Origin of the sequence: Streptomyces sp. NPDC051320 (genome assembly GCF_040682175.1) — a bacterium.
GTDB lineage: Bacteria > Actinomycetota > Actinomycetes > Streptomycetales > Streptomycetaceae > Streptomyces.
Map to the genome: position 1 here is coordinate 25714 of NZ_JBFBAL010000013.1, position 16390 is coordinate 42103.

At 69.9% G+C, this 16390-nt stretch carries 20 protein-coding genes; 8 read left to right on the forward strand and 12 right to left on the reverse strand.

From position 1 onward, the window contains the following. Positions 1-30 precede the first annotated feature (30 nt). Positions 31-834, reverse strand: coding sequence for a DUF2637 domain-containing protein (locus AB0M87_RS25915; protein ID WP_365856921.1), 804 nt, complete (start codon positions 832-834; stop codon positions 31-33). Positions 835-1084: 250 nt separating this feature from the next. On the opposite strand from AB0M87_RS25915, the gene AB0M87_RS25920 reads away from it, so the two are divergent. Beyond that, positions 1085-1555, forward strand: a complete 471-nt coding sequence (locus tag AB0M87_RS25920; RefSeq protein ID WP_365856923.1) for a GNAT family N-acetyltransferase — start codon at positions 1085-1087, stop codon at positions 1553-1555. Between the two features lie 3 nt (positions 1556-1558). On the opposite strand, the gene AB0M87_RS25925 is transcribed toward AB0M87_RS25920, so the two are convergent. Beyond that, positions 1559-3079, reverse strand: coding sequence for an MFS transporter (locus AB0M87_RS25925; RefSeq protein ID WP_365856925.1), 1521 nt, complete (start codon positions 3077-3079; stop codon positions 1559-1561). Positions 3080-3146: 67 nt separating this feature from the next. Next, positions 3147-4307 (reverse strand): FAD-dependent oxidoreductase, encoded by a 1161-nt coding sequence (locus AB0M87_RS25930; protein WP_365856927.1) that lies wholly within the window; start codon positions 4305-4307, stop codon positions 3147-3149. 141 nt (positions 4308-4448) lie between these two features. Between AB0M87_RS25930 and AB0M87_RS25935 the strand changes: the two genes are divergently transcribed. Next, positions 4449-5132, forward strand: a complete 684-nt coding sequence (locus AB0M87_RS25935) for a pentapeptide repeat-containing protein (protein WP_365856929.1) — start codon at positions 4449-4451, stop codon at positions 5130-5132. Between the two features lie 216 nt (positions 5133-5348). Here the strand turns inward: AB0M87_RS25935 and AB0M87_RS25940 are convergent, their stop codons facing one another. Further along, positions 5349-5846 carry a hypothetical protein gene (locus tag AB0M87_RS25940; RefSeq protein WP_365856931.1) on the reverse strand — a complete coding sequence of 166 codons (498 nt, stop codon included), beginning with the start codon at positions 5844-5846 and terminating at the stop codon, positions 5349-5351. Positions 5847-5909: 63 nt separating this feature from the next. On the opposite strand from AB0M87_RS25940, the gene AB0M87_RS25945 reads away from it, so the two are divergent. Continuing rightward, on the forward strand, positions 5910-7298 hold the full coding sequence (locus AB0M87_RS25945) for a M1 family metallopeptidase (protein WP_365856933.1): 1389 nt from the start codon (positions 5910-5912) through the stop codon (positions 7296-7298). 22 nt (positions 7299-7320) lie between these two features. Here the strand turns inward: AB0M87_RS25945 and AB0M87_RS25950 are convergent, their stop codons facing one another. Genes AB0M87_RS25950 through AB0M87_RS25960 form a run of 3 tightly spaced genes read right to left on the reverse strand, consistent with a single transcriptional unit; the run spans position 7321 to position 8366 of the window. Then, complete coding sequence (locus AB0M87_RS25950; protein WP_365856935.1) at positions 7321-7803, reverse strand: HD domain-containing protein; 483 nt, start codon at positions 7801-7803, stop codon at positions 7321-7323. A gap of 54 nt (positions 7804-7857) precedes the next feature. Beyond that, positions 7858-8139 carry a hypothetical protein gene (locus AB0M87_RS25955; RefSeq protein ID WP_365857251.1) on the reverse strand — a complete coding sequence of 94 codons (282 nt, stop codon included), beginning with the start codon at positions 8137-8139 and terminating at the stop codon, positions 7858-7860. A 41-nt stretch (positions 8140-8180) separates the two neighbouring features. Continuing rightward, positions 8181-8366: a hypothetical protein gene (locus tag AB0M87_RS25960; RefSeq protein ID WP_365856937.1), complete on the reverse strand. Its 186-nt coding sequence runs from the start codon at positions 8364-8366 to the stop codon at positions 8181-8183. Between the two features lie 310 nt (positions 8367-8676). Here AB0M87_RS25960 and AB0M87_RS25965 point away from each other — a divergent pair, with 310 nt between their 5' ends. Together AB0M87_RS25965 and AB0M87_RS25970 are read left to right on the forward strand one after the other, a co-directional pair. Continuing rightward, a complete protein-coding gene (locus tag AB0M87_RS25965) occupies positions 8677-9477 on the forward strand; it encodes a helix-turn-helix transcriptional regulator (protein ID WP_365856939.1) in 801 nt (266 codons plus the stop codon). After that, entirely contained in the window at positions 9467-9691 is a 225-nt protein-coding gene (locus AB0M87_RS25970) for a DUF397 domain-containing protein (protein ID WP_365856941.1), read from the forward strand. Before AB0M87_RS25965 ends, AB0M87_RS25970 begins: the two co-directional genes overlap by 11 nt. Before the next feature lie 111 nt (positions 9692-9802). Here AB0M87_RS25970 and AB0M87_RS25975 read toward each other — a convergent pair whose 3' ends face one another. Beyond that, on the reverse strand, positions 9803-10834 hold the full coding sequence (locus AB0M87_RS25975) for a saccharopine dehydrogenase NADP-binding domain-containing protein (RefSeq protein WP_365856943.1): 1032 nt from the start codon (positions 10832-10834) through the stop codon (positions 9803-9805). A 103-nt stretch (positions 10835-10937) separates the two neighbouring features. Between AB0M87_RS25975 and AB0M87_RS25980 the strand changes: the two genes are divergently transcribed. Continuing rightward, complete coding sequence (locus AB0M87_RS25980) at positions 10938-11891, forward strand: helix-turn-helix domain-containing protein (RefSeq protein WP_365856945.1); 954 nt, start codon at positions 10938-10940, stop codon at positions 11889-11891. Positions 11892-11925: 34 nt separating this feature from the next. On the opposite strand, the gene arsB is transcribed toward AB0M87_RS25980, so the two are convergent. Continuing rightward, a complete protein-coding gene (gene arsB / locus AB0M87_RS25985) occupies positions 11926-13056 on the reverse strand; it encodes an ACR3 family arsenite efflux transporter (protein WP_365857253.1) in 1131 nt (376 codons plus the stop codon). A gap of 44 nt (positions 13057-13100) precedes the next feature. Continuing rightward, positions 13101-13511: a metalloregulator ArsR/SmtB family transcription factor gene (locus tag AB0M87_RS25990; RefSeq protein ID WP_365856947.1), complete on the reverse strand. Its 411-nt coding sequence runs from the start codon at positions 13509-13511 to the stop codon at positions 13101-13103. Positions 13512-13590: 79 nt separating this feature from the next. Here AB0M87_RS25990 and AB0M87_RS25995 point away from each other — a divergent pair, with 79 nt between their 5' ends. After that, positions 13591-14088: an ArsI/CadI family heavy metal resistance metalloenzyme gene (locus tag AB0M87_RS25995; RefSeq protein WP_365856949.1), complete on the forward strand. Its 498-nt coding sequence runs from the start codon at positions 13591-13593 to the stop codon at positions 14086-14088. A 127-nt stretch (positions 14089-14215) separates the two neighbouring features. Here the strand turns inward: AB0M87_RS25995 and AB0M87_RS26000 are convergent, their stop codons facing one another. Further along, positions 14216-14791 carry a TerD family protein gene (locus tag AB0M87_RS26000; RefSeq protein WP_365856951.1) on the reverse strand — a complete coding sequence of 192 codons (576 nt, stop codon included), beginning with the start codon at positions 14789-14791 and terminating at the stop codon, positions 14216-14218. Between the two features lie 159 nt (positions 14792-14950). Here AB0M87_RS26000 and arfB point away from each other — a divergent pair, with 159 nt between their 5' ends. Then, entirely contained in the window at positions 14951-15388 is a 438-nt protein-coding gene (gene arfB / locus AB0M87_RS26005) for an alternative ribosome rescue aminoacyl-tRNA hydrolase ArfB (protein WP_365856953.1), read from the forward strand. A 297-nt stretch (positions 15389-15685) separates the two neighbouring features. On the opposite strand, the gene AB0M87_RS26010 is transcribed toward arfB, so the two are convergent. Further along, complete coding sequence (locus tag AB0M87_RS26010; RefSeq protein ID WP_365857255.1) at positions 15686-16237, reverse strand: flavin reductase family protein; 552 nt, start codon at positions 16235-16237, stop codon at positions 15686-15688. Positions 16238-16390 lie beyond the last annotated feature (153 nt).

Genomic DNA, 16390 nt, shown 5'->3' on the forward strand with positions numbered 1-16390 from the left:
GCGGTCACGGCGTGCTGGTCGGCGTGGCGGTCACGGCGTGGCGCGATGGGAGCGAATGCCGGCCGGGCGAACGGGTGTGCGGGTGAGGGTGATCTGCCTGACGAGCTGGTGGAAGCAGGTCAGGGCGGTGATCGGCGGGAGGCACGCCACCGCGATGCCGGACAGCGTCTTGTCCGCGTGGCTCACGCACAGCACCGCCGCGAGCGCGGAGAACAGCACCACCAGCGCCCAGCCCTGCGGGGCGGTGCGGTGGTGCAGGGTGGCCCGCAGGACGGACAGCGAGGCGACCAGCCAGGGGCCGAAGATCAGCAGCGGCCAGCACTTCGCCAGGTTGTCCGGTACCGAGGTGGCCGCGATGAGACGCAGCGGATCATAGGAGACGACCGCGCCGAAGGCGCTGACCATGGCGACGATGACCGCGGTGAGCGCCGCGAGAGCGAAACTGATCATGCGCAGCCAGGTCCACCCGGCCGGCCGGTGGAAGCGCGGTGCGCGCCGTTTGCGGTGGTCATGGGAGCCCGGGCGGGGGAACGGCGGGGTGGGCGCGACCGGTGCGGCGGGCGCCGCCTCCGCCGCGGAGGCGCGCATGAACTCGGCCAGTTCCTCGTCCAGGTTCAGTACCTGTCCGAAGTCGTGCACGTCCTGCGGCGTAAACGTTTCCTGGGTGTGCATCATGTCGGCGTAGTGCGTGGTGGGGACGATGCCCTCGTCCGGGTCGAGTGGCCCGTAGTACGTCCCCTGGTGCGGCGCTGGGTACGTCTCCTGGTACGACCCCTGGTACGTCTCCTGGTAGGGCCCCGGGTACGACTCGAAGATTTCCCGACGGTCATACATGGCCGGCCTCCTGCCTCACCGTCGGTGCCGGCCGGGTCGCAGCCGTGCGGGATCCAGCGGTGCGGGATCCGGCGGTGAAGGATCGGGCCGGCGGTTTGGAGAGGGGTTCAGGTGGCGTCACACGAGAAGAACGACCGCCGCCATCCCCCGGATGACCGGCAGTCGGGTGACCGGCCGGGGCGAAAGGGTGGAGCGGCGATGCGGCCGTTGACCTTAGTCGGATGGTGCATCTAGCGGTTAGTCTGCACTGATGATTCGCTACGCCACCGCAGCCGACGTGCCCGAGATCCACACGATGGTCCGGGAGCTCGCCGAGTACGAGAAGGCCCTGGACGAGGCACGCGCCACCGAGGCCCAGCTGCACGAGGCACTGTTCGGTGAGCACCCGGCGGCGTTCGCCTTCATCGCCGAGACGCCGGAGGGCGAGATTGCCGGTTTCGCCCTGTGGTTCCTCAACTTCTCCACCTGGCGCGGCGTGCACGGCATCTACCTGGAGGACCTGTACGTACGCCCGCAGCTGCGCGGTGGCGGCTACGGCAAGGCGCTGCTGAAGGAACTGGCGCGGACCTGCGTGGAGCGTGGTTACGAGCGCCTGGAGTGGTCCGTACTGAACTGGAACGAGCCGTCCATCAACTTCTACCGCGCGCTGGGCGCCAGGCCGCAGGACGAATGGTCGGTCTACCGCCTCACCGACGGGGCGCTGGCGGCGCTGGGGGCGTGACCCTCAAGGGGTGAGGGCCTCCGCGGCTGCCGCCTCGCTCCGGCGCGGAGAGTGTGCGGACACCAGCAGCACCGCGAGCACCGCGCCCACCAGCATGATCAACGCGGCCCAGCCGGTGGCCACGGTGAAGCCGTGCACCACACCGCTCTTCACCAGCTGTGCTTTCTCGAGCTTGCTGGTCGCGCCCGGCAGCCGGCCGGCCAGCCAGTTGGCGGTGGTGGTGGTCGCGATGGTGTTGAGCAGCGCCGTACCGATGGAGCCGCCGATCTGCTGGGCGGTGTTGACGGACGCCGAGGTGACACCGGAGTCCCGCTGGGCCACCCCGGCGGTGGCCGTCGCCATCACCGGCATGAAGGTCAGACCCATCCCGACGCCGATCAGCAGGGTGCCCGGGAGGACGTGGGTGACGTAGCTGGAGTGCGTGCCGATGAAGGTCAGGCTGAACATCCCGCAGGCGCCGATCAGCAGCCCCGGCCCCATCAGCAGCCGCGGCGGTACCCGGTGCAGCAGTCGCGCCGCCACCTGGGTGGACGTGAGAATGATCAGTGCGGACATCGGCAGGAAGGCGAGGCCGCTGCGGATGGGGCTGTAGCCGAGGATGGTCTGCAGGTAGTACGTCATGAAGAGAAAAAGACCGAACAGTCCGATCATCGCCAGACACATGGTGAGCATCGAGCCGCCGCGGTCCCGGTTCCTGATGATGTGCAGCGGCAGCAGTGGCCGCTCGGCGCGCGTCTGCCACCAGGTGAACACGGCCAGCAGGACGACACCGCCGATGAGCAGCCCGAGCACCAGCCGGGAGCTCCAGCCGTGCGCCTGGGCCTCGCTCAGCCCGTAGACGATGGCGACGAGGCCGCCACAGCCGAGGATCACACCGGGGATGTCCAGCGTGACCTCGCGGTGGCCGGCCCGGTCGTGCAGCAGCGCGGAGGCGCCGAAGACGGCGAGCACCGCGATGGGCACATTGACGTACAGACACCACCGCCAGTCGAGGTACTCGGTGAGGATGCCGCCGAGCAGCAGCCCGATGGCGGCGCCCGAACCGGCGATGGCGCCATAGATGCCGAACGCCTTCGCGCGGTCCCTGCCGTCGGAGAAGGTGGTGGTGAGCAGCGACAGCGCGGACGGCGCCAGGATCGCGGCGAAAACGCCCTGGAGGGCGCGGGCGCCGAACAGCATGGAACCGTTGAAGGCCGCGCCTCCGATGGCTGACGCGGCGGCGAAGCCGATGAGCCCGATGACGAAGGTGCGTTTACGGCCGACGAGGTCGGCGATCCGGCCGCCGAGCAGCAGCAGCCCGCCGAACGCCAGGGTGTACGCGGTGATGACCCACTGGCGGTTGGCGTCGGTGAGGCCCAGATCGCGCTGCGCGGACGGCAGCGCGATGTTCACGATGGTGGCGTCGAGAACCACCATCAACTGGGCCGTCGCGATCACGGCCAGGCCCCACCAGCGGTGCGGGTCGGGTGCGCTGGCTTCCGGGGCGCCAGAAGGTCCCGGAGGAGATATCGCCGGGTCGCTCATCGCTCCATGGGACCACATAACGGTACTTTTCGCCCTGGTGGGTTCCGTTCCGTGCTGCCATGACCGGCTACGGGGAAACCTCGAGTCTGCTCGAGGCCAAAGCCAGGGTGGTGGCCTCGATCGCGCTGTTGAACGAGACCTCGGCGAGCATCCCGGGCGCGGCGACCTGGTCGCCCGCCAGGAACACGTCGCCGCCCCGGCGCACGGCCGGCCGGTCGCGCCAGGTGCGGCCCGGCAGATCGACCGCACCGGTACGGCCGGCCGCTACGGAGGACCGCCGCCAGGTGACCCGCTCGCGCCAGCCGGGGAACCCCAGGTCGAAGAGGCGTTCCGCGTGCGCCACACCGTCCGCCTTGGACTGATCCGGCGCGATGGGCAGCTGGCTCTGGATCAGTTGCTCACCGGCCGGGGCGAGCGTGGTGTCCTGGGCGGTGAAGCGTTCGACCCAGCCGGGGGCGTCCAGATCGGAGATGATCCAGGCGTCCCCGCGCCGGGACTCGATCGCCACATCCACCAGCGTGGTGCGGCCGCTCTCCCAGCGGAGGCTGTCGTCGCCGAGCAGCCGGCGGGCCGCGTCCAGCGAGGTCGCCACGATCACCGGCCCGCGCGTGGTGGGGAGTTCGTGCACCCGGGCGGAGGTCTCGATCCGTACACCGAGATCCCAGGCCCGGCCGGCCATCCGCTCGATGAGTGCACCCCAGCCGCCGCGCGGGAAGTGCGCCTCGGGCGGCAGCGAGACCGCGCGGCGGAGCCGGGCGTGCACGAACGCGGCGGACAGCGATCCCGGATCGTGGTGGTAGAGCGCGACGCCCGCGTAGTGCGCGGCGGCGCGGGCGCCCTCCTCGCCCACCTCACCGGTCGCCCAGTCGGTGAAGTCACGGTCCACCGGAGCCTGGGCGGCCGTCCGGCGCAGCAGCCGCACCATGGCGAGCGGCGGTGTCCTGCGCAGCGCGCCGTGCAGATGCAGCCGCAACCGCCGTATTTCGGGCAGCGGCGCCGGGGCGACCGGCCCCAGCAGACCGCGTCGCTTCAGCCACGCCCAGTGCGCGCCGCCGCTGTAGAGGGCGTGCGGGCCGTCATTGGCCAGGTATCGGCTTTCAGCCGTTCTGGCTCGCCCGCCCAGGGTGTCGTGCGCCTCCCGCAGAGTCACCCGGGCGCCCGCCTCGGCCGCGGTGATGGCTGCGGTGAGTCCGGCGAAACCGCCACCTATGACAGTGATCCGGTGCATGGTCCGTCTCCCTTTCAATGAACTTTCACCGAGTTCGAAGGAACTTCAATGAACACTTCCTGCCAACCGGACGGAATGCGGTGACGCGGATGTGACATTCGAATGGTCGCGATGTCAGAGGTGTAGGTCACCATGGGAGGTATGGCAGCGAGGAGCGGTGCGAAGAGGACACCACTGGTGAGGCGGCCGGAAGTCCGGCTCCCGCCACTCAGCCCCTTTCAGGGGCACGGACTTGAGCCGGACGGCGATTATGACGGACTTGAATTCACCTCGCAGAATTTCACCGGCCAGTCGGGCGCCGGGGCACGTTTCATGGACTGCGCCCTCAAGGAGTGCGTGCTGGACGGCACCGAGCTGGTGCGTTCCCGCTTCATCGACTGCATACTGACCGGCCCCCGGGGAGTCGGCACCGATTTCGCCGGCGCCGCACTGCGTGACGTCGAAGTGGTGGACGCCCGGCTCGGCGGCGTCCAACTGCACGGCGCGGTGTTGGAGCGGGTGGTGGTGCGCGGCGGGAAGATCGACTATCTGAACCTGCGCGAGGCGCGGCTCAAGGACGTCGTCTTCGAGGGCTGCGTGCTCTCCGAGCCGGACTTCGGTGGGGCCCGCCTCGAGCGGGTCGAGTTCGCCGGCTGCTCACTGCGCCGGGTGGACTTCTCCGGCGTCGCGATGAAGGACGTGGACCTGCGCACGGTCTCCGAGCTCGATATCGCCCGCGGTGTGGAGCGGCTGTCCGGTGCGGTGATCAGCCCCGCCCAACTGCTGGCACTGGCACCGGCGTTCGCCGCGCAGGTGGGCGTACGGGTGGAGGCGGCCGGAGCGTAGCCGCCTGCGGCGGGGGCTTCCGGGGCTCCGCCCCGCGGCCCGCTCCTCAATCGCCGGAGGGGCTGAGTTTTGCTGCAGCAGGGCTTGCACGCGCAGGTACAAAACTTGCATGCGGTCGGCACAATCAAGGCGACGCAGGCCAAAATCAAGCCCCTCCGGCGATTGAGGAGCCAGGGCCCGGGGCGGGAGCCCCGAAAAGCCCGCCGCAGGCGCCCCCTACACCCGCGGAAACCGCGCCTGCAGGTCCCACACCACCGGATTGTCCGCCAGCCCCTCATGCATGTCCGCCAGATCCGCGACCAGGTCATGCAGAAAATCCCGTGCTTCCCGCCGCAGCACCGCATGCCCGAACGTCAGCGGCGCCTCGTCCGCCGGCATCCAGTCCGCCGCCACGTCCACCCACCCGAACCGCCGCTCGAAAAGCATCCGGTCCGAGGACTCGGTGAAGTCCAGTTCCGCGTGCTGCGGCCGCGACGCGCGGTTGCCGCGCGGATCCCGGTCGACCTGCTCGACGATGTCGCAGAGCGCCCAGGCGAAGTCGAGCACCGGCACCCATCCCCAGGCTGTGGACACCTCGCGGTCCGTCCGGGTGTCCGCGAGATAGACGTCACCGCAGAACAGGTCGTGGCGCAGCGCGTGGACGTCCGCGCGCCGGTAGTCGGTCTGCGGGGGGTCGGGGAAGCGCCGGGAGAGGGAGTAGCCGATGTCGAGCACGGTTCGATGGTGTCACGCGACCGGGAGGGGCAGGACCGGCCCGGCCCTCTTAGGATCACGGCTATGGACCAGCGCATACGCCGCACGGCCGCCCCCACCGCGATCGCCGCCGCCCTGCTGCTGGTCCTGGCCGGCTGCGGCTCCGGCGTACACGGCAGGCCCGGCGCGTCGGGCCTGCACGACCCCTACTTCCCGCGCCTCGGCAACGGCGGCTACGACGTCAGCCACTACGGCCTGGAGCTCGACTACGACCGGGACACCGGCCGTATCAAGGGCACAGCGACGATCACCGCCCGGGCCACCCAGAACCTCTCGGCGTTCAACCTGGACTTCGCCGGGATGACCGTGGCGGGCGCCACCGTGGACGGCGATTACGCGCCGGCCAACCGGGCGGGCACCGAGCTCACCCTCCGTCCGCACCACGACATCGACCGGGGCCACACCTTCCGTACCGTCGTGCGGTACTCCGGCACACCCAGGACGATCACCGACCCGGACTCCTCCGAGGAGGGCTGGCTGCCGAACGCCCACGGCGCGCTCGCGCTGGGCGAGCCCACCGGCTCGATGGCCTGGTTCCCCGGCAACAACCACCCGTCCGACAAAGCAACTTACGACATCACCATCACCGTCCCCGACGGCCTCCAGGCGGTGTCCAACGGTCGGTTGACCTCGCGCCGGACCAGCGGCGGCCGCACGGCCTTCCACTGGCACAGCGCCGAGCCGATGGCCAGCTACCTGGCGATGGTGGCGATCGGCCCCTACCGCACGCACTCCTACAAGGCTCCCTCCGGGCTGCCGGTCTTCACCGCGGTCGAGCCGGCCGACGAGAAGGAGAGCGCCGCGGTGCTGGCCCGTGTCCCGGAGATCATCGCCTGGGAGAGCAAGGAGTTCGGGGCCTATCCCTTCGCCTCCACCGGCGCCGTCGTCGGCCCCGCCGATTCGGCGGGATACTCCCTGGAAACCCAGACCAAGCCGGTGCTCCCGGCCAACCAGTTCGACCTGCCGACCCTCGTGCACGAGTTGTCCCACCAGTGGTTCGGGGACTCGGTGACGCCCAAGTCCTGGCAGGACATGTGGCTGAACGAGGGGTTCGCGACGTACGCCGAGTGGCTCTGGGACGCGGACCACGGAGGCGAAAGCGTGCGGGACCACTTCAACGACGCCTACGACCGGCAGGCCAACTGGGCCTTCCCGCCCGCGAAGCCACCGTCTCCGAAGGAGATCTCGGCCTCCCCGGTGTACGGCCACGGCGCGATGGTCCTCCAGCGGATCCGCGACACCGTCGGGGACCGCGCCTTCTTCGCACTGGTCCGCGGCTGGGTCCACGACCACCGCTACGGCACCGTGTCCACCCAGGACTTCACCCGCTACGCCGAGAAGAAAACCGGCGCGAACCTGACCGCCCTCTGGGACGCCTGGCTCTACGGCAAGGACCGGCCGGTGCGGCCGTGAGGGGGCGCACGGTTATCGGAGTTCAGCCTGTGGCCAACCCCAGCAGCCGTCGCATTCGGGTGTACTTCGCGGTGAGGCGGTCCCTCGTTGCGGGGTCCAGCACGGACAGGCGGTCGGGGTCGGAGTTGTGCGCGATGTCAGCCTCTTTGATCAGCAGCGCCCCGGGCACGCTGAGAATCCGTTCGGCGTAGTCGTCCAGGCTCTCGCCCGGCTGTTTGGTCATGGCCAGCACCATGGCCTTGACACCGGGCGGCAGTGCGGCTTCCGACAGCCATTCCCGGGACAGCGCCCCGTCCTCGACGGCATCGTGGAGCCAGGCGGTGGCGACCTGTTCATCGGATCCGCCGCGCGCGGAAACGCCGTTCGCCACCGCGGCGAGGTGCTCCGCATACGGCCGGCCCGCCTTGTCGGTCTGCTGCGCGTGGGCCTGGCGCGCCAGGCTCTCCACCTCGCGCACGTTCAGATACGTTTCCGTAGCACTCCTGCATGCCGTCTCCTCGCCCATCGGCTCGGTTCCCTTCCCCATATCCGCCATATACGTCTCCCTCCAGGGATCCCATCACGATCGCTCTTCGTCGGTGCCGTCCCGGTCTTCGTCGGCGGACGCGGGGAGGCGGGCTCCTCTACTGGTCGCGATGCGGTGTACGTCGGTGAGGGATTCGGTCATCCGGGCCAGCACGAAGCGGAGTTGGTGCGGGGTGGCCGTGCGGTCGGCGAGCATGTCGGCCGCGTGGCCGAGGAGGTCGCTCGCCATGCCGAGCTGCACGCTCTCGATGTTGTCCGCGACCCGGGAGAGGTAGCCCGTGCCGTCGCCCACCAGGTAGGCAGGTTTGCCCTCCATGGTGCGCCACGGCAGCAGTCGGGGCGCGTCCGTGCGGCCGGTCACGCGGTCACCTCCACGCCGTGGATGACCCGCGGGCCGATGTCTACGCCGTGCACCGCCAGCCACAGTGCGCGCCGCCGGGCCCGCCGGCGTTGTTCCTCCTGGCGTTGCTCGTGGGCGACCAGGTACGGGTGCACCAACGCGCTGTCCTCACCGCGCAGCGCACGGGATCCGGTACGCCGCACGGTCGGGCCCTCGGTCCGCGTTGCGGTGGGGGCGGTGCGTCCTGGACTGCTTCTGTGGCACCCCGAGGCGGGGAACAGGAGCCGTAGGAGCGGCTCGATGAGGCGGGCGATAACTTGGACCATGTCGACCTGCTCTTTTCAGGTTGGCCACGCCCCCGGGCCGTCGTGACACGGTCGCGGGGGTCTCGCGTGGGCTCATCCGCACAGCGGCGGGCGATGTCGCCGTTCGAGACCAGAGTCCAGTGACAGCGCGTAGCCTCGCAAGTAGGTCAAAGGTGACAAGTGCGTTGTCACACGGGGGAGTTAAGTCATGGGTAATGCTTACGGTGACTGGGTCAGGCAGCAGCGGGAAGCGGCCGGGCTGACCCAGCAGTGCCTGGCCGACACGGCGGTGATGACCCGCTCGCATATTTCGCATATCGAGGCGGGGCGCCGCATCCCTTCGCAGGAGGATGCGAAACGGCTGGACCAGGCACTGAACACGGGGAACGTGCTACTCAGCTTCCTGCCGAAGGGGGACGAGCGGGCGGTCGCGGAGCACTTCGAGGCGGCGCGGCAGTTGGAGCAGCAGGCGGTCGTAATCCGGGAGTTCGCCCCGTCGTTCGTCCCCGGCCTGCTTCAGACCGAGGCGTACGCACATGCTGTTCTGCGCACAAGCTTTCCCCCGCTGAGTGACGCGGAGCGTGACAGGGCCGTTGTCACACGGCTTGACCGGGCTGGTGTGCTCGCTGACACGGTGGTGCCGGTGCTGTGGGCGTTACTGGACGAGGCGGTGATCAGGCGCCCCTTCGGCGGGCGAAGAGTCATGGCGGAGCAGCTCGCGCATATCGCCGGCCTGGCCGACAGCGGGCGTATCCGGGTGCACGTCATGCCGTTCGCTATGGGGGGCTACATGCTCCTACAGGGTCAGCTCACGCTCATGTGGTTCGAGGATCAGCCTCCGGTGGCCTATGCAGAGGGCTTGTTTACCGGGAAGGTTCACGACTCCCCGTCCTTGGTCCAGCGGTACCAGGCCACATACGATCTCGCACTGAGCGACGCGTTGCCGCTGAAGGAGTCACTGGCCCTCCTGAGGGCAACAGCGAAGGAATACGGAGACCATGACAGTTGAGCGCCACATTCCCCGCGCCTCCGCCGTGAGCGGGTGGCGCAAATCGAGTCACAGCGGGGCTGATCAGGGCAGCTGCCTCGAGGTCATCGACGGCCTCCCCGCTGCCGTCCCCGTCCGTGATTCGAAGGACCCGGACGGCCCCGCCCTGCTTTTCCCTGCGAGCGGCTGGTCCTCGTTCGTCACCGCGGTCAAGGGCGGCGAGTTCCCCGCCTGAGTCCGGCGACCCGGCCTGTGCTCGGCCGCCGCGGATGTGACAGCAGCTCTGTCACATCGGCAGCGGCAGACGTCGTCCCGGCTTCGACCGTCGGGTCGCGTAGCCGGGGGCCTACTGACGCAGTTCGAGCGAAATGTGCGGGGACAGGGCGCGGAGGAAGCCGGGGGCGTCGAAGAGCGCGCCTGCGGAAGCGGCGCCGACCGTCCTGGTCTGTCCGGTGAGGACGCGGTGGACTGCTTCCACTACGAGCGGCGCCGTGATGGCGTAGATGTCCTGGCCGCTCGCTGAAGCGCGCCGTTCCGTGCCGCCGGCCCGCACGATGACGTCGACGAGGAAGGTCTGCGCGGACCGCCCGCGCTCGTCGACCGCCGTCGGCGTCGGTGTGTCCGGAGTCGCCAGGTCGCCCGCCGCCTCGACCGTCATGTAGGTGCACACCTCGGGGATGGCCAGGTGGCTGGGGACGGTGACGACATCGGCCATGGTGAACTCGCCGATCACCGCCCGGGCACCCATCGGCTCGGGAAAGGGCCACTTCAGGGTCGGCGGGGCGTCATCGCGGTACTCCAGTCGGCCGTGGCTGTAGCGGATGCGCCGGCCAGCTCTGCGCTGCCGGGAGACCGTACCTGCGGTGCGGGTCCCGGCTGTGGGGTGCCAACCGCTCAACCCGTACGCGATATGCGCCTCGTCGGCCGCCGTCCAGTCGGCCATCGCCGCGGTGACCAGTAGGTCGCCGAGTCCGCCGTAGAAGGCCATCGCGGTGACGACCACCACACCCGCAGCCCGAGCGCGGTCCGCGAAGTGCGCGAACGTGTCGAGATTGGCCTCGATCTCGGCTGCCACATCCAGGTACGGGATCCCGGCGCGCAGTGCCGCTTCGATCACCGGAGCGGCGGTCACGGCGAAGGGCCCGGCGCAGTTGATCACCGCAGCCGCGCCGGCCAGTGCGCGGTCGAGTGCGGCCGGGTCGTCGACCGAAGCGGGCCGGTGGCCGAGCCCCGGGTGGGACGCCGCGAGCTCCCGCAGCTTGTTCGCATCGCGTCCGGACAGCAGCGGGACGAACCCGCGCTCGCGCAACTCCGCCACCACGAAGCGCCCGGTGTGCCCGTAGGCGCCGAACACTGCCACCGTCTGACCCGATGTCATCAGTTCTCCCGTTTTCGTGCCGAACGATCAGCTGTGCAGATCCTGGTGTCGGCGGCTGAGCAACGCCAGTGTCCGGAACGCCATGGCCCGTACAATTCCAGACATGGGTACTGTCGCACTGGCCGTCACCGACGGGATGCTGCACTTCGAGCTGTCGTTGGCGTACGAGGTCTTCGGTGCCAACCTGACCGGCGTGGCCGACCCCTGGTACAGCCTTACCGTGTGCGGACCGGGCGCGGTTCGGGTCGGCCGGTTCCTGCTGGAGCCGGACTGCGGGCTCGACCGACTCCGGCACGCCGACACGGTGATCGTCCCCGGGTGGGCCGATGTCGACGAGGACCCGCCTGCCGACCTGGTCGACGCTGTGCGCGCGGCCCACGAGGCGGGCGTACGGGTGGTCTCCCTGTGTACGGGCGCTTTCGTGCTGGCCGCCGCAGGCCTGCTGAACGGCCGACGTGCGACCACGCACTGGGCGCACGCTCAGGCCCTGGCCACCCGCTACCCGCAGGTCGAGGTCGATCCGGACGTGCTCTACGTGGACAACGGCAGCGTGCTCACCTCCGCCGGCAAGGCCGCTGCGATGGATCTGTGTTTGCATCTGGTCCGCCTGGACCACGGCTCGGCGATCGCCAACACGCTCGCCCGTCGCCTGGTCGTGCCACCGCACCGGGCCGGCGGCCAGGCTCAGTTCGTCACCGCGCCGGTGCCCGCCCAGGACGACCACCCGCTCGCCGAGCTGTTCCCCTGGGTGATCGAACGCCTCGCCCGTGAGTTGAACGTGGAGGACCTGGCCCGCCAGGCGAACATGAGCTCGCGCAACCTGAGTCGCCACTTCCGGTCGGCGACCGGCACGACCCCGCTGCAATGGCTGCTGAACCAGCGGATCCGGCGCGCCCAGGAGCTGCTGGAGACCACCGGTGACAGCGTCGACGCCATCGCGGCGGCAACCGGTATGGGCACCGCGACGACTTTGCGCCGGAATTTCAACCGCGCCATCGGCGTGCCCCCGGACACCTACCGCCGGACCTTCCGCAGCTCCCGGACCGTCGCTCGGTGACGGACTGTCACCAAGGAAGAGGCCCCACCCGGACCTACTCGGGCTGCTCACGTGCCGCTTGACGGGTGCGCTGGTCCTTCACGTGGACACGGGCGGCGGCCTTCGGCGACGACGCCGGTTCGTCGGCCGGGTCGGGGTGAGGGAAGAAGCGGCGGGCCGCGAGGGCGACGTGGACCAGGCCGATGAGGACGGGGACCTCGATGAGGGGGCCGACCACTCCGGCGAGGGCCTGGCCGGAGGTGGCGCCGAAGGTGGCGATGGCGACCGCGATGGCGAGTTCGAAGTTGTTGCCCGCAGCGGTGAACGCCAGCGTGGTGGTCCTCGGGTAGTCGAGCCCGGCGGCGCGGCCGATGACCATGGACCCGGCCCACATCACGGTGAAGTAGGTGAGCAGGGGCAGCGCGATCCGAGCGACGCTGAGGGGCCGGGAGGTGATGGCGTCGCCCTGGAGGGCGAACAGCACGACGATCGTGAACAGCAGCCCGTACAGCGCGAACGGGCCGATCCTGGGGGTCAGTTTCGACTCGTACCAAACCCGGCCCTTGGCCCTCTCGCCCAGACGGCGGGTGAGGAACCCGGCCAGCAGCGGGATGCCCAGGAAGATGAGCACGGAGCGGGCGATCTGCCACGCCGAGACGTCGAGTGCGGTCTGTTCCAGGCCGAGCCAACCGGGCAGCACGGTCAGGTAGAACCATCCGAGCACACCGAAGGCGATGACCTGGAACACCGAGTTCAGTGCCACCAGGACGGCGGCCGCTTCCCGGTCGCCGCAGGCCAGATCGTTCCAGATGATGACCATGGCAATGCAGCGCGCCAGGCCGACGATGATCAGGCCGGTGCGGTACGCGGGCAGATCAGGAAGGAAGAGCCAGGCGAGGGCGAACATCAGGGCCGGTCCGACGAGCCAGTTCAGGGCCAGGGACGGGATGAGCAGGCGCCGGTCGCGGGTGACGGTGTCGAGCCGGTCGTAACGGACCTTCGCGAGCACCGGGTACATCATCACGAGCAGGCCGAGCGCGATCGGCAGTGAGACGCCGGTGACGGTGACCCGGGCGAGTGCGTCGCCGAGGCCGGGGACCGCACGGCCGAGTCCGAGGCCGACGGCCATCGCGGCGAGAATCCATACGGCGAGGTACCGGTCGAGGAACGACAGGCGCCCGGTCATCGGCCCTGCGGACCCCGCCGCGGCCGTGGTGGTGGTCCCGGTGCTCACGAAGCGGCCCCGGTGGGCGACGCGGACCCGGCGGGCTCGGGCAGCGGTTCTCCGGCGGGGCGGGTGAGGACGGCGGCGAGGCGGTCGGTCATCTCGGGCAGCAGCCGGTAGTACACCCAGGTCCCGCGCCGCTCGGAGTCGATGAGCCCGGCCTGCTTGAGCAGCTTGAGGTGGTGGGAAATCGTCGGCTGGGACAGCTCGAAGGCCGGGGTGAGGTCGCAGACGCAGACCTCCCCGCCCGCGCGAGAGGCGATCATCGACAGCAGCCGCAGGCGCACCGGATCGCCCAGCGCCTTGAAGACCTTCGCCAGTGTCTCGGCCTGGTTCTCCTCCAGCGGGGCGGTCAGCAGGGCGGGACAGCATCCGCCGGGCTCCTGGCCGAGCACCACAAGCTCTTGTTTCGACATGCTTCTATGTTGACGTTTTTCTATTCAAGGCGCAAGGTTGAATCGACAGACGTCAATACAACGCGTTCAGGGAGTGGTCATGTCGCGTGTCCAGCTCGCACTCAACGTCGCCGACCTCGAAGGGTCGGTGGCCTTCTACTCCAAACTGTTCGGCGTGGAGCCCGCCAAGCGCCGCCCCGGCTACGCCAACTTCGCCATCACCACCCCGCCGCTCAAGCTCGTGCTGATCGAGGGCGAGCCGGGCCGGGCCACCCGCCTGGATCACCTGGGCGTCGAGGTCGCCGGCACGGACGACGTCGCCGCGGCGGCCACCCGCCTCAAGGACGCAGGGCTCGCCACGTTCGAGGAGAACGACACGTCGTGCTGCTACGCGCTCCAGGACAAGGTGTGGGTCCACGGCCCCGGCAAGGAGCCGTGGGAGGTCTACGTCGTCAAGGCCGACGCCGACCAGCTGGGGAAGAACCCCGTCGGGGGCGGTGACGCCTGCTGTGCCGGCCGGTCCGGCGCCGCCGGAACGGAGAGCGCCGAGACCGCAGGGTCCGCGGCGACGACTGTGGGCTGTGCCTGCGGCAGTTGAGTCACCGCGGGGATCCTGTCGCATGCCGGGCTACGGGGTAACGACACGAGCAAACGCGCTGAGCCCCCGGCGACCACTGGAACTCAGGGGCTGCCGGGGGCTCAGGCGCTGTGCGGGGAAGGGGGTGTCAGACGCTGACGCCGAAGTCCTGGGCGATTCCGACGAGGCCCGAGGCGTAACCCTGGCCGACGGCGCGGAACTTCCACTCGGCGCCGTTGCGGTAGAGCTCGCCGAAGACCATGGCGGTCTCGGTGGCGGCGTCCTCGCTCAGGTCGTAGCGGGCGATCTCGGTGCCGCCGGCCTGGTTGACGATGCGGATGAAGGCGTTGCGCACCTGGCCGAAGTTCTGCGAGCGGTTCTCCGCGTCGTAGATCGACACCGGGAAGACGATCTTCTCGATGTCGGCGGGCAGCGCGGCCAGGTTGACCTTGATCTGCTCGTCGTCACCCTCGCCCTGGCCCGTGACGTTGTCACCGGTGTGCTCGATGCTCTGGTCCGGGGTGACCTTGTTGTTGAAGAAGACGAAGTGCTTGTCGGAGTAGACCTTGCCCTCCGGGTTCACCGCGATGGCCGAGGCGTCGAGGTCGAAGTCGGTGCCGGTGGTCGTGCGGACGTCCCAGCCGAGGCCGACCGTGACGGCGGTCAGGCCCGGGGCCTCCTTGGTGAGGGAGACGTTGCCGCCCTTGGACAGGCTTACAGCCATGGGGATGTCCCTTTCCGTTGCGATGTGCGGGCTTCGTGCGGTCACGAAGCTACCGTCATCCGGCATAACGTCGGCAGGGGACCGGGTGGTTCCAGGTCTCTTTGCTTTCTTTACCCGGCACCGAAAAGTGGGTGACGGGACGGGTCCGTACCAGCGACCATGGATCACATGTCCGGTCCCTATGTCGTCCGTGGTTCGGTCTCCCTGCCGGAGGCCGAGCTGATGTGGCGTTTCTCGCGCTCGTCGGGGCCCGGCGGCCAGCACGTCAACACCACCGACTCACAGGTCGAGCTCCGCTTCGACCTCGCGAACACGGAAGCGCTGCCGCCGGTCTGGAAGGAGCGTGCCCTGGAGCGGCTCGCCTCCCGGCTGGTGGGCGGTGTCGTCTCGGTCCGTGCGTCCGAGCACCGGTCGCAGTGGCGAAACCGGGAGATGGCCGCGGTCCGGCTGGCCTCGTTGCTCGCGGAGGCGACCGCGCCGCCGCCGAAGCCGCGGCGTGCGACGAAGATCCCTCGCGGGATCAATGAGCGGCGGTTGCGGAACAAGAAGGCTCGGGGGGACACGAAGAGGGGCCGCGCGGGGCGCGGCTGGGACTGAGCCGCGCTGCCCGTCTCCGGGCGTGGGCCTTGTCCTCGAGCGCCGCCGGGGTTGGTGGGGGCTGGTGTTCGGGTGGCCTCAAGCGCCGGCCGGGCTGGTGGGGGCTGGGGTGGATGGGTCCGGCCGGGGTTGGTGGGGGCTGGTGTTCGGGTGGCCTCAAGCGCCGGCCGGGCTGGTGGGGGCTGGGGTGGATGGGTCCCGCCGGGAGCTGGGGGCGGCCGGTGTCGACGGATCCGCCGGGACCGGTGAGGGCTGGGCTGCCGACGGGGCCGCCGGGGTCGGGGCCTTGACGGTGAGTCAGCCCAGGTGGCGGTAGCGGCCGCGGAAGTAGGTCAGGGGGCCGCCCTCCGTGGGGGGGACGTTCGCGGTCAGTACGCGGCCGATGACCAGGGTGTGGTCGCCGGCCACCACGCGTTGTTCGGTCGCGCATTCCAGGGTTGCCAGGGCGCCGTCGACCAGAGGGGCGCCGGATGTCTCGCCGCGGGTGAGGGGGAGGTCCGCGAAGAGGAGGCGGTCGCTGATGCGGCCCTTCATCGCGAAGCGGCCGGCGATGTGGTGCTGGCTCTCGGCCAGCAGGGACGCGGCCCAGAGCGGCTGCTCGGCGAGGAGGTCGTCCATCCGGGAGCCGTTCCGTACGCTCACCATCACCAGGGGCGGGTCCAGCGACACCGACATGAACGCCGTCGCGGTCATCCCGGCGTCCTCGCCGCGTGGTCCGGCGTCGGCGTCGTGCGCCGTCACCAGCACCACACCTGCGCTCAGGCGGGACATCGCGGCGCGGAAGTCGTCGTTGCTCACCCCCTCAGGATGGGGGATGGGCTCGGTGCGCGGGGTGGGGATCGTCTGCATCTGGAACACATCAGGAACGCTAGCCGGGGCGTGCCCGGTGCGCATCGGGCCGGAGGACCAGGTCGGTAGGAGGACCCGAAGGACCGGCGGCACGGACCGGCGTTCAAGAATCGACAGGCGTTTTCCGCTGTTTCTCAAATGACCCTTCATGCT

Bases quoted from the DNA above. Each gene is read 5' to 3' on its own strand.
- AB0M87_RS25915 (WP_365856921.1), bottom strand. From the start codon at position 834: ATGTATGACCGTCGGGAAATCTTCGAGTCGTACCCGGGGCCCTACCAG.
- AB0M87_RS25920 (WP_365856923.1), top strand. From the start codon at position 1,085: ATGATTCGCTACGCCACCGCAGCCGACGTGCCCGAGATCCACACGATG.
- AB0M87_RS25925 (WP_365856925.1), bottom strand. From the start codon at position 3,079: ATGAGCGACCCGGCGATATCTCCTCCGGGACCTTCTGGCGCCCCGGAA.
- AB0M87_RS25930 (WP_365856927.1), bottom strand. From the start codon at position 4,307: ATGCACCGGATCACTGTCATAGGTGGCGGTTTCGCCGGACTCACCGCA.
- AB0M87_RS25935 (WP_365856929.1), top strand. From the start codon at position 4,449: ATGGCAGCGAGGAGCGGTGCGAAGAGGACACCACTGGTGAGGCGGCCG.
- AB0M87_RS25945 (WP_365856933.1), top strand. From the start codon at position 5,910: ATGGACCAGCGCATACGCCGCACGGCCGCCCCCACCGCGATCGCCGCC.
- AB0M87_RS25950 (WP_365856935.1), bottom strand. From the start codon at position 7,803: ATGGGCGAGGAGACGGCATGCAGGAGTGCTACGGAAACGTATCTGAAC.
- AB0M87_RS25955 (WP_365857251.1), bottom strand. From the start codon at position 8,139: ATGGAGGGCAAACCTGCCTACCTGGTGGGCGACGGCACGGGCTACCTC.
- AB0M87_RS25965 (WP_365856939.1), top strand. From the start codon at position 8,677: ATGGGTAATGCTTACGGTGACTGGGTCAGGCAGCAGCGGGAAGCGGCC.
- AB0M87_RS25970 (WP_365856941.1), top strand. From the start codon at position 9,467: ATGACAGTTGAGCGCCACATTCCCCGCGCCTCCGCCGTGAGCGGGTGG.
- AB0M87_RS25975 (WP_365856943.1), bottom strand. From the start codon at position 10,834: ATGACATCGGGTCAGACGGTGGCAGTGTTCGGCGCCTACGGGCACACC.
- AB0M87_RS25980 (WP_365856945.1), top strand. From the start codon at position 10,938: ATGGGTACTGTCGCACTGGCCGTCACCGACGGGATGCTGCACTTCGAG.
- arsB (WP_365857253.1), bottom strand. From the start codon at position 13,056: ATGACCGGGCGCCTGTCGTTCCTCGACCGGTACCTCGCCGTATGGATT.
- AB0M87_RS25990 (WP_365856947.1), bottom strand. From the start codon at position 13,511: ATGTCGAAACAAGAGCTTGTGGTGCTCGGCCAGGAGCCCGGCGGATGC.
- AB0M87_RS25995 (WP_365856949.1), top strand. From the start codon at position 13,591: ATGTCGCGTGTCCAGCTCGCACTCAACGTCGCCGACCTCGAAGGGTCG.
- AB0M87_RS26000 (WP_365856951.1), bottom strand. From the start codon at position 14,791: ATGGCTGTAAGCCTGTCCAAGGGCGGCAACGTCTCCCTCACCAAGGAG.
- arfB (WP_365856953.1), top strand. From the start codon at position 14,951: ATGGATCACATGTCCGGTCCCTATGTCGTCCGTGGTTCGGTCTCCCTG.
- AB0M87_RS26010 (WP_365857255.1), bottom strand. From the start codon at position 16,237: ATGCAGACGATCCCCACCCCGCGCACCGAGCCCATCCCCCATCCTGAG.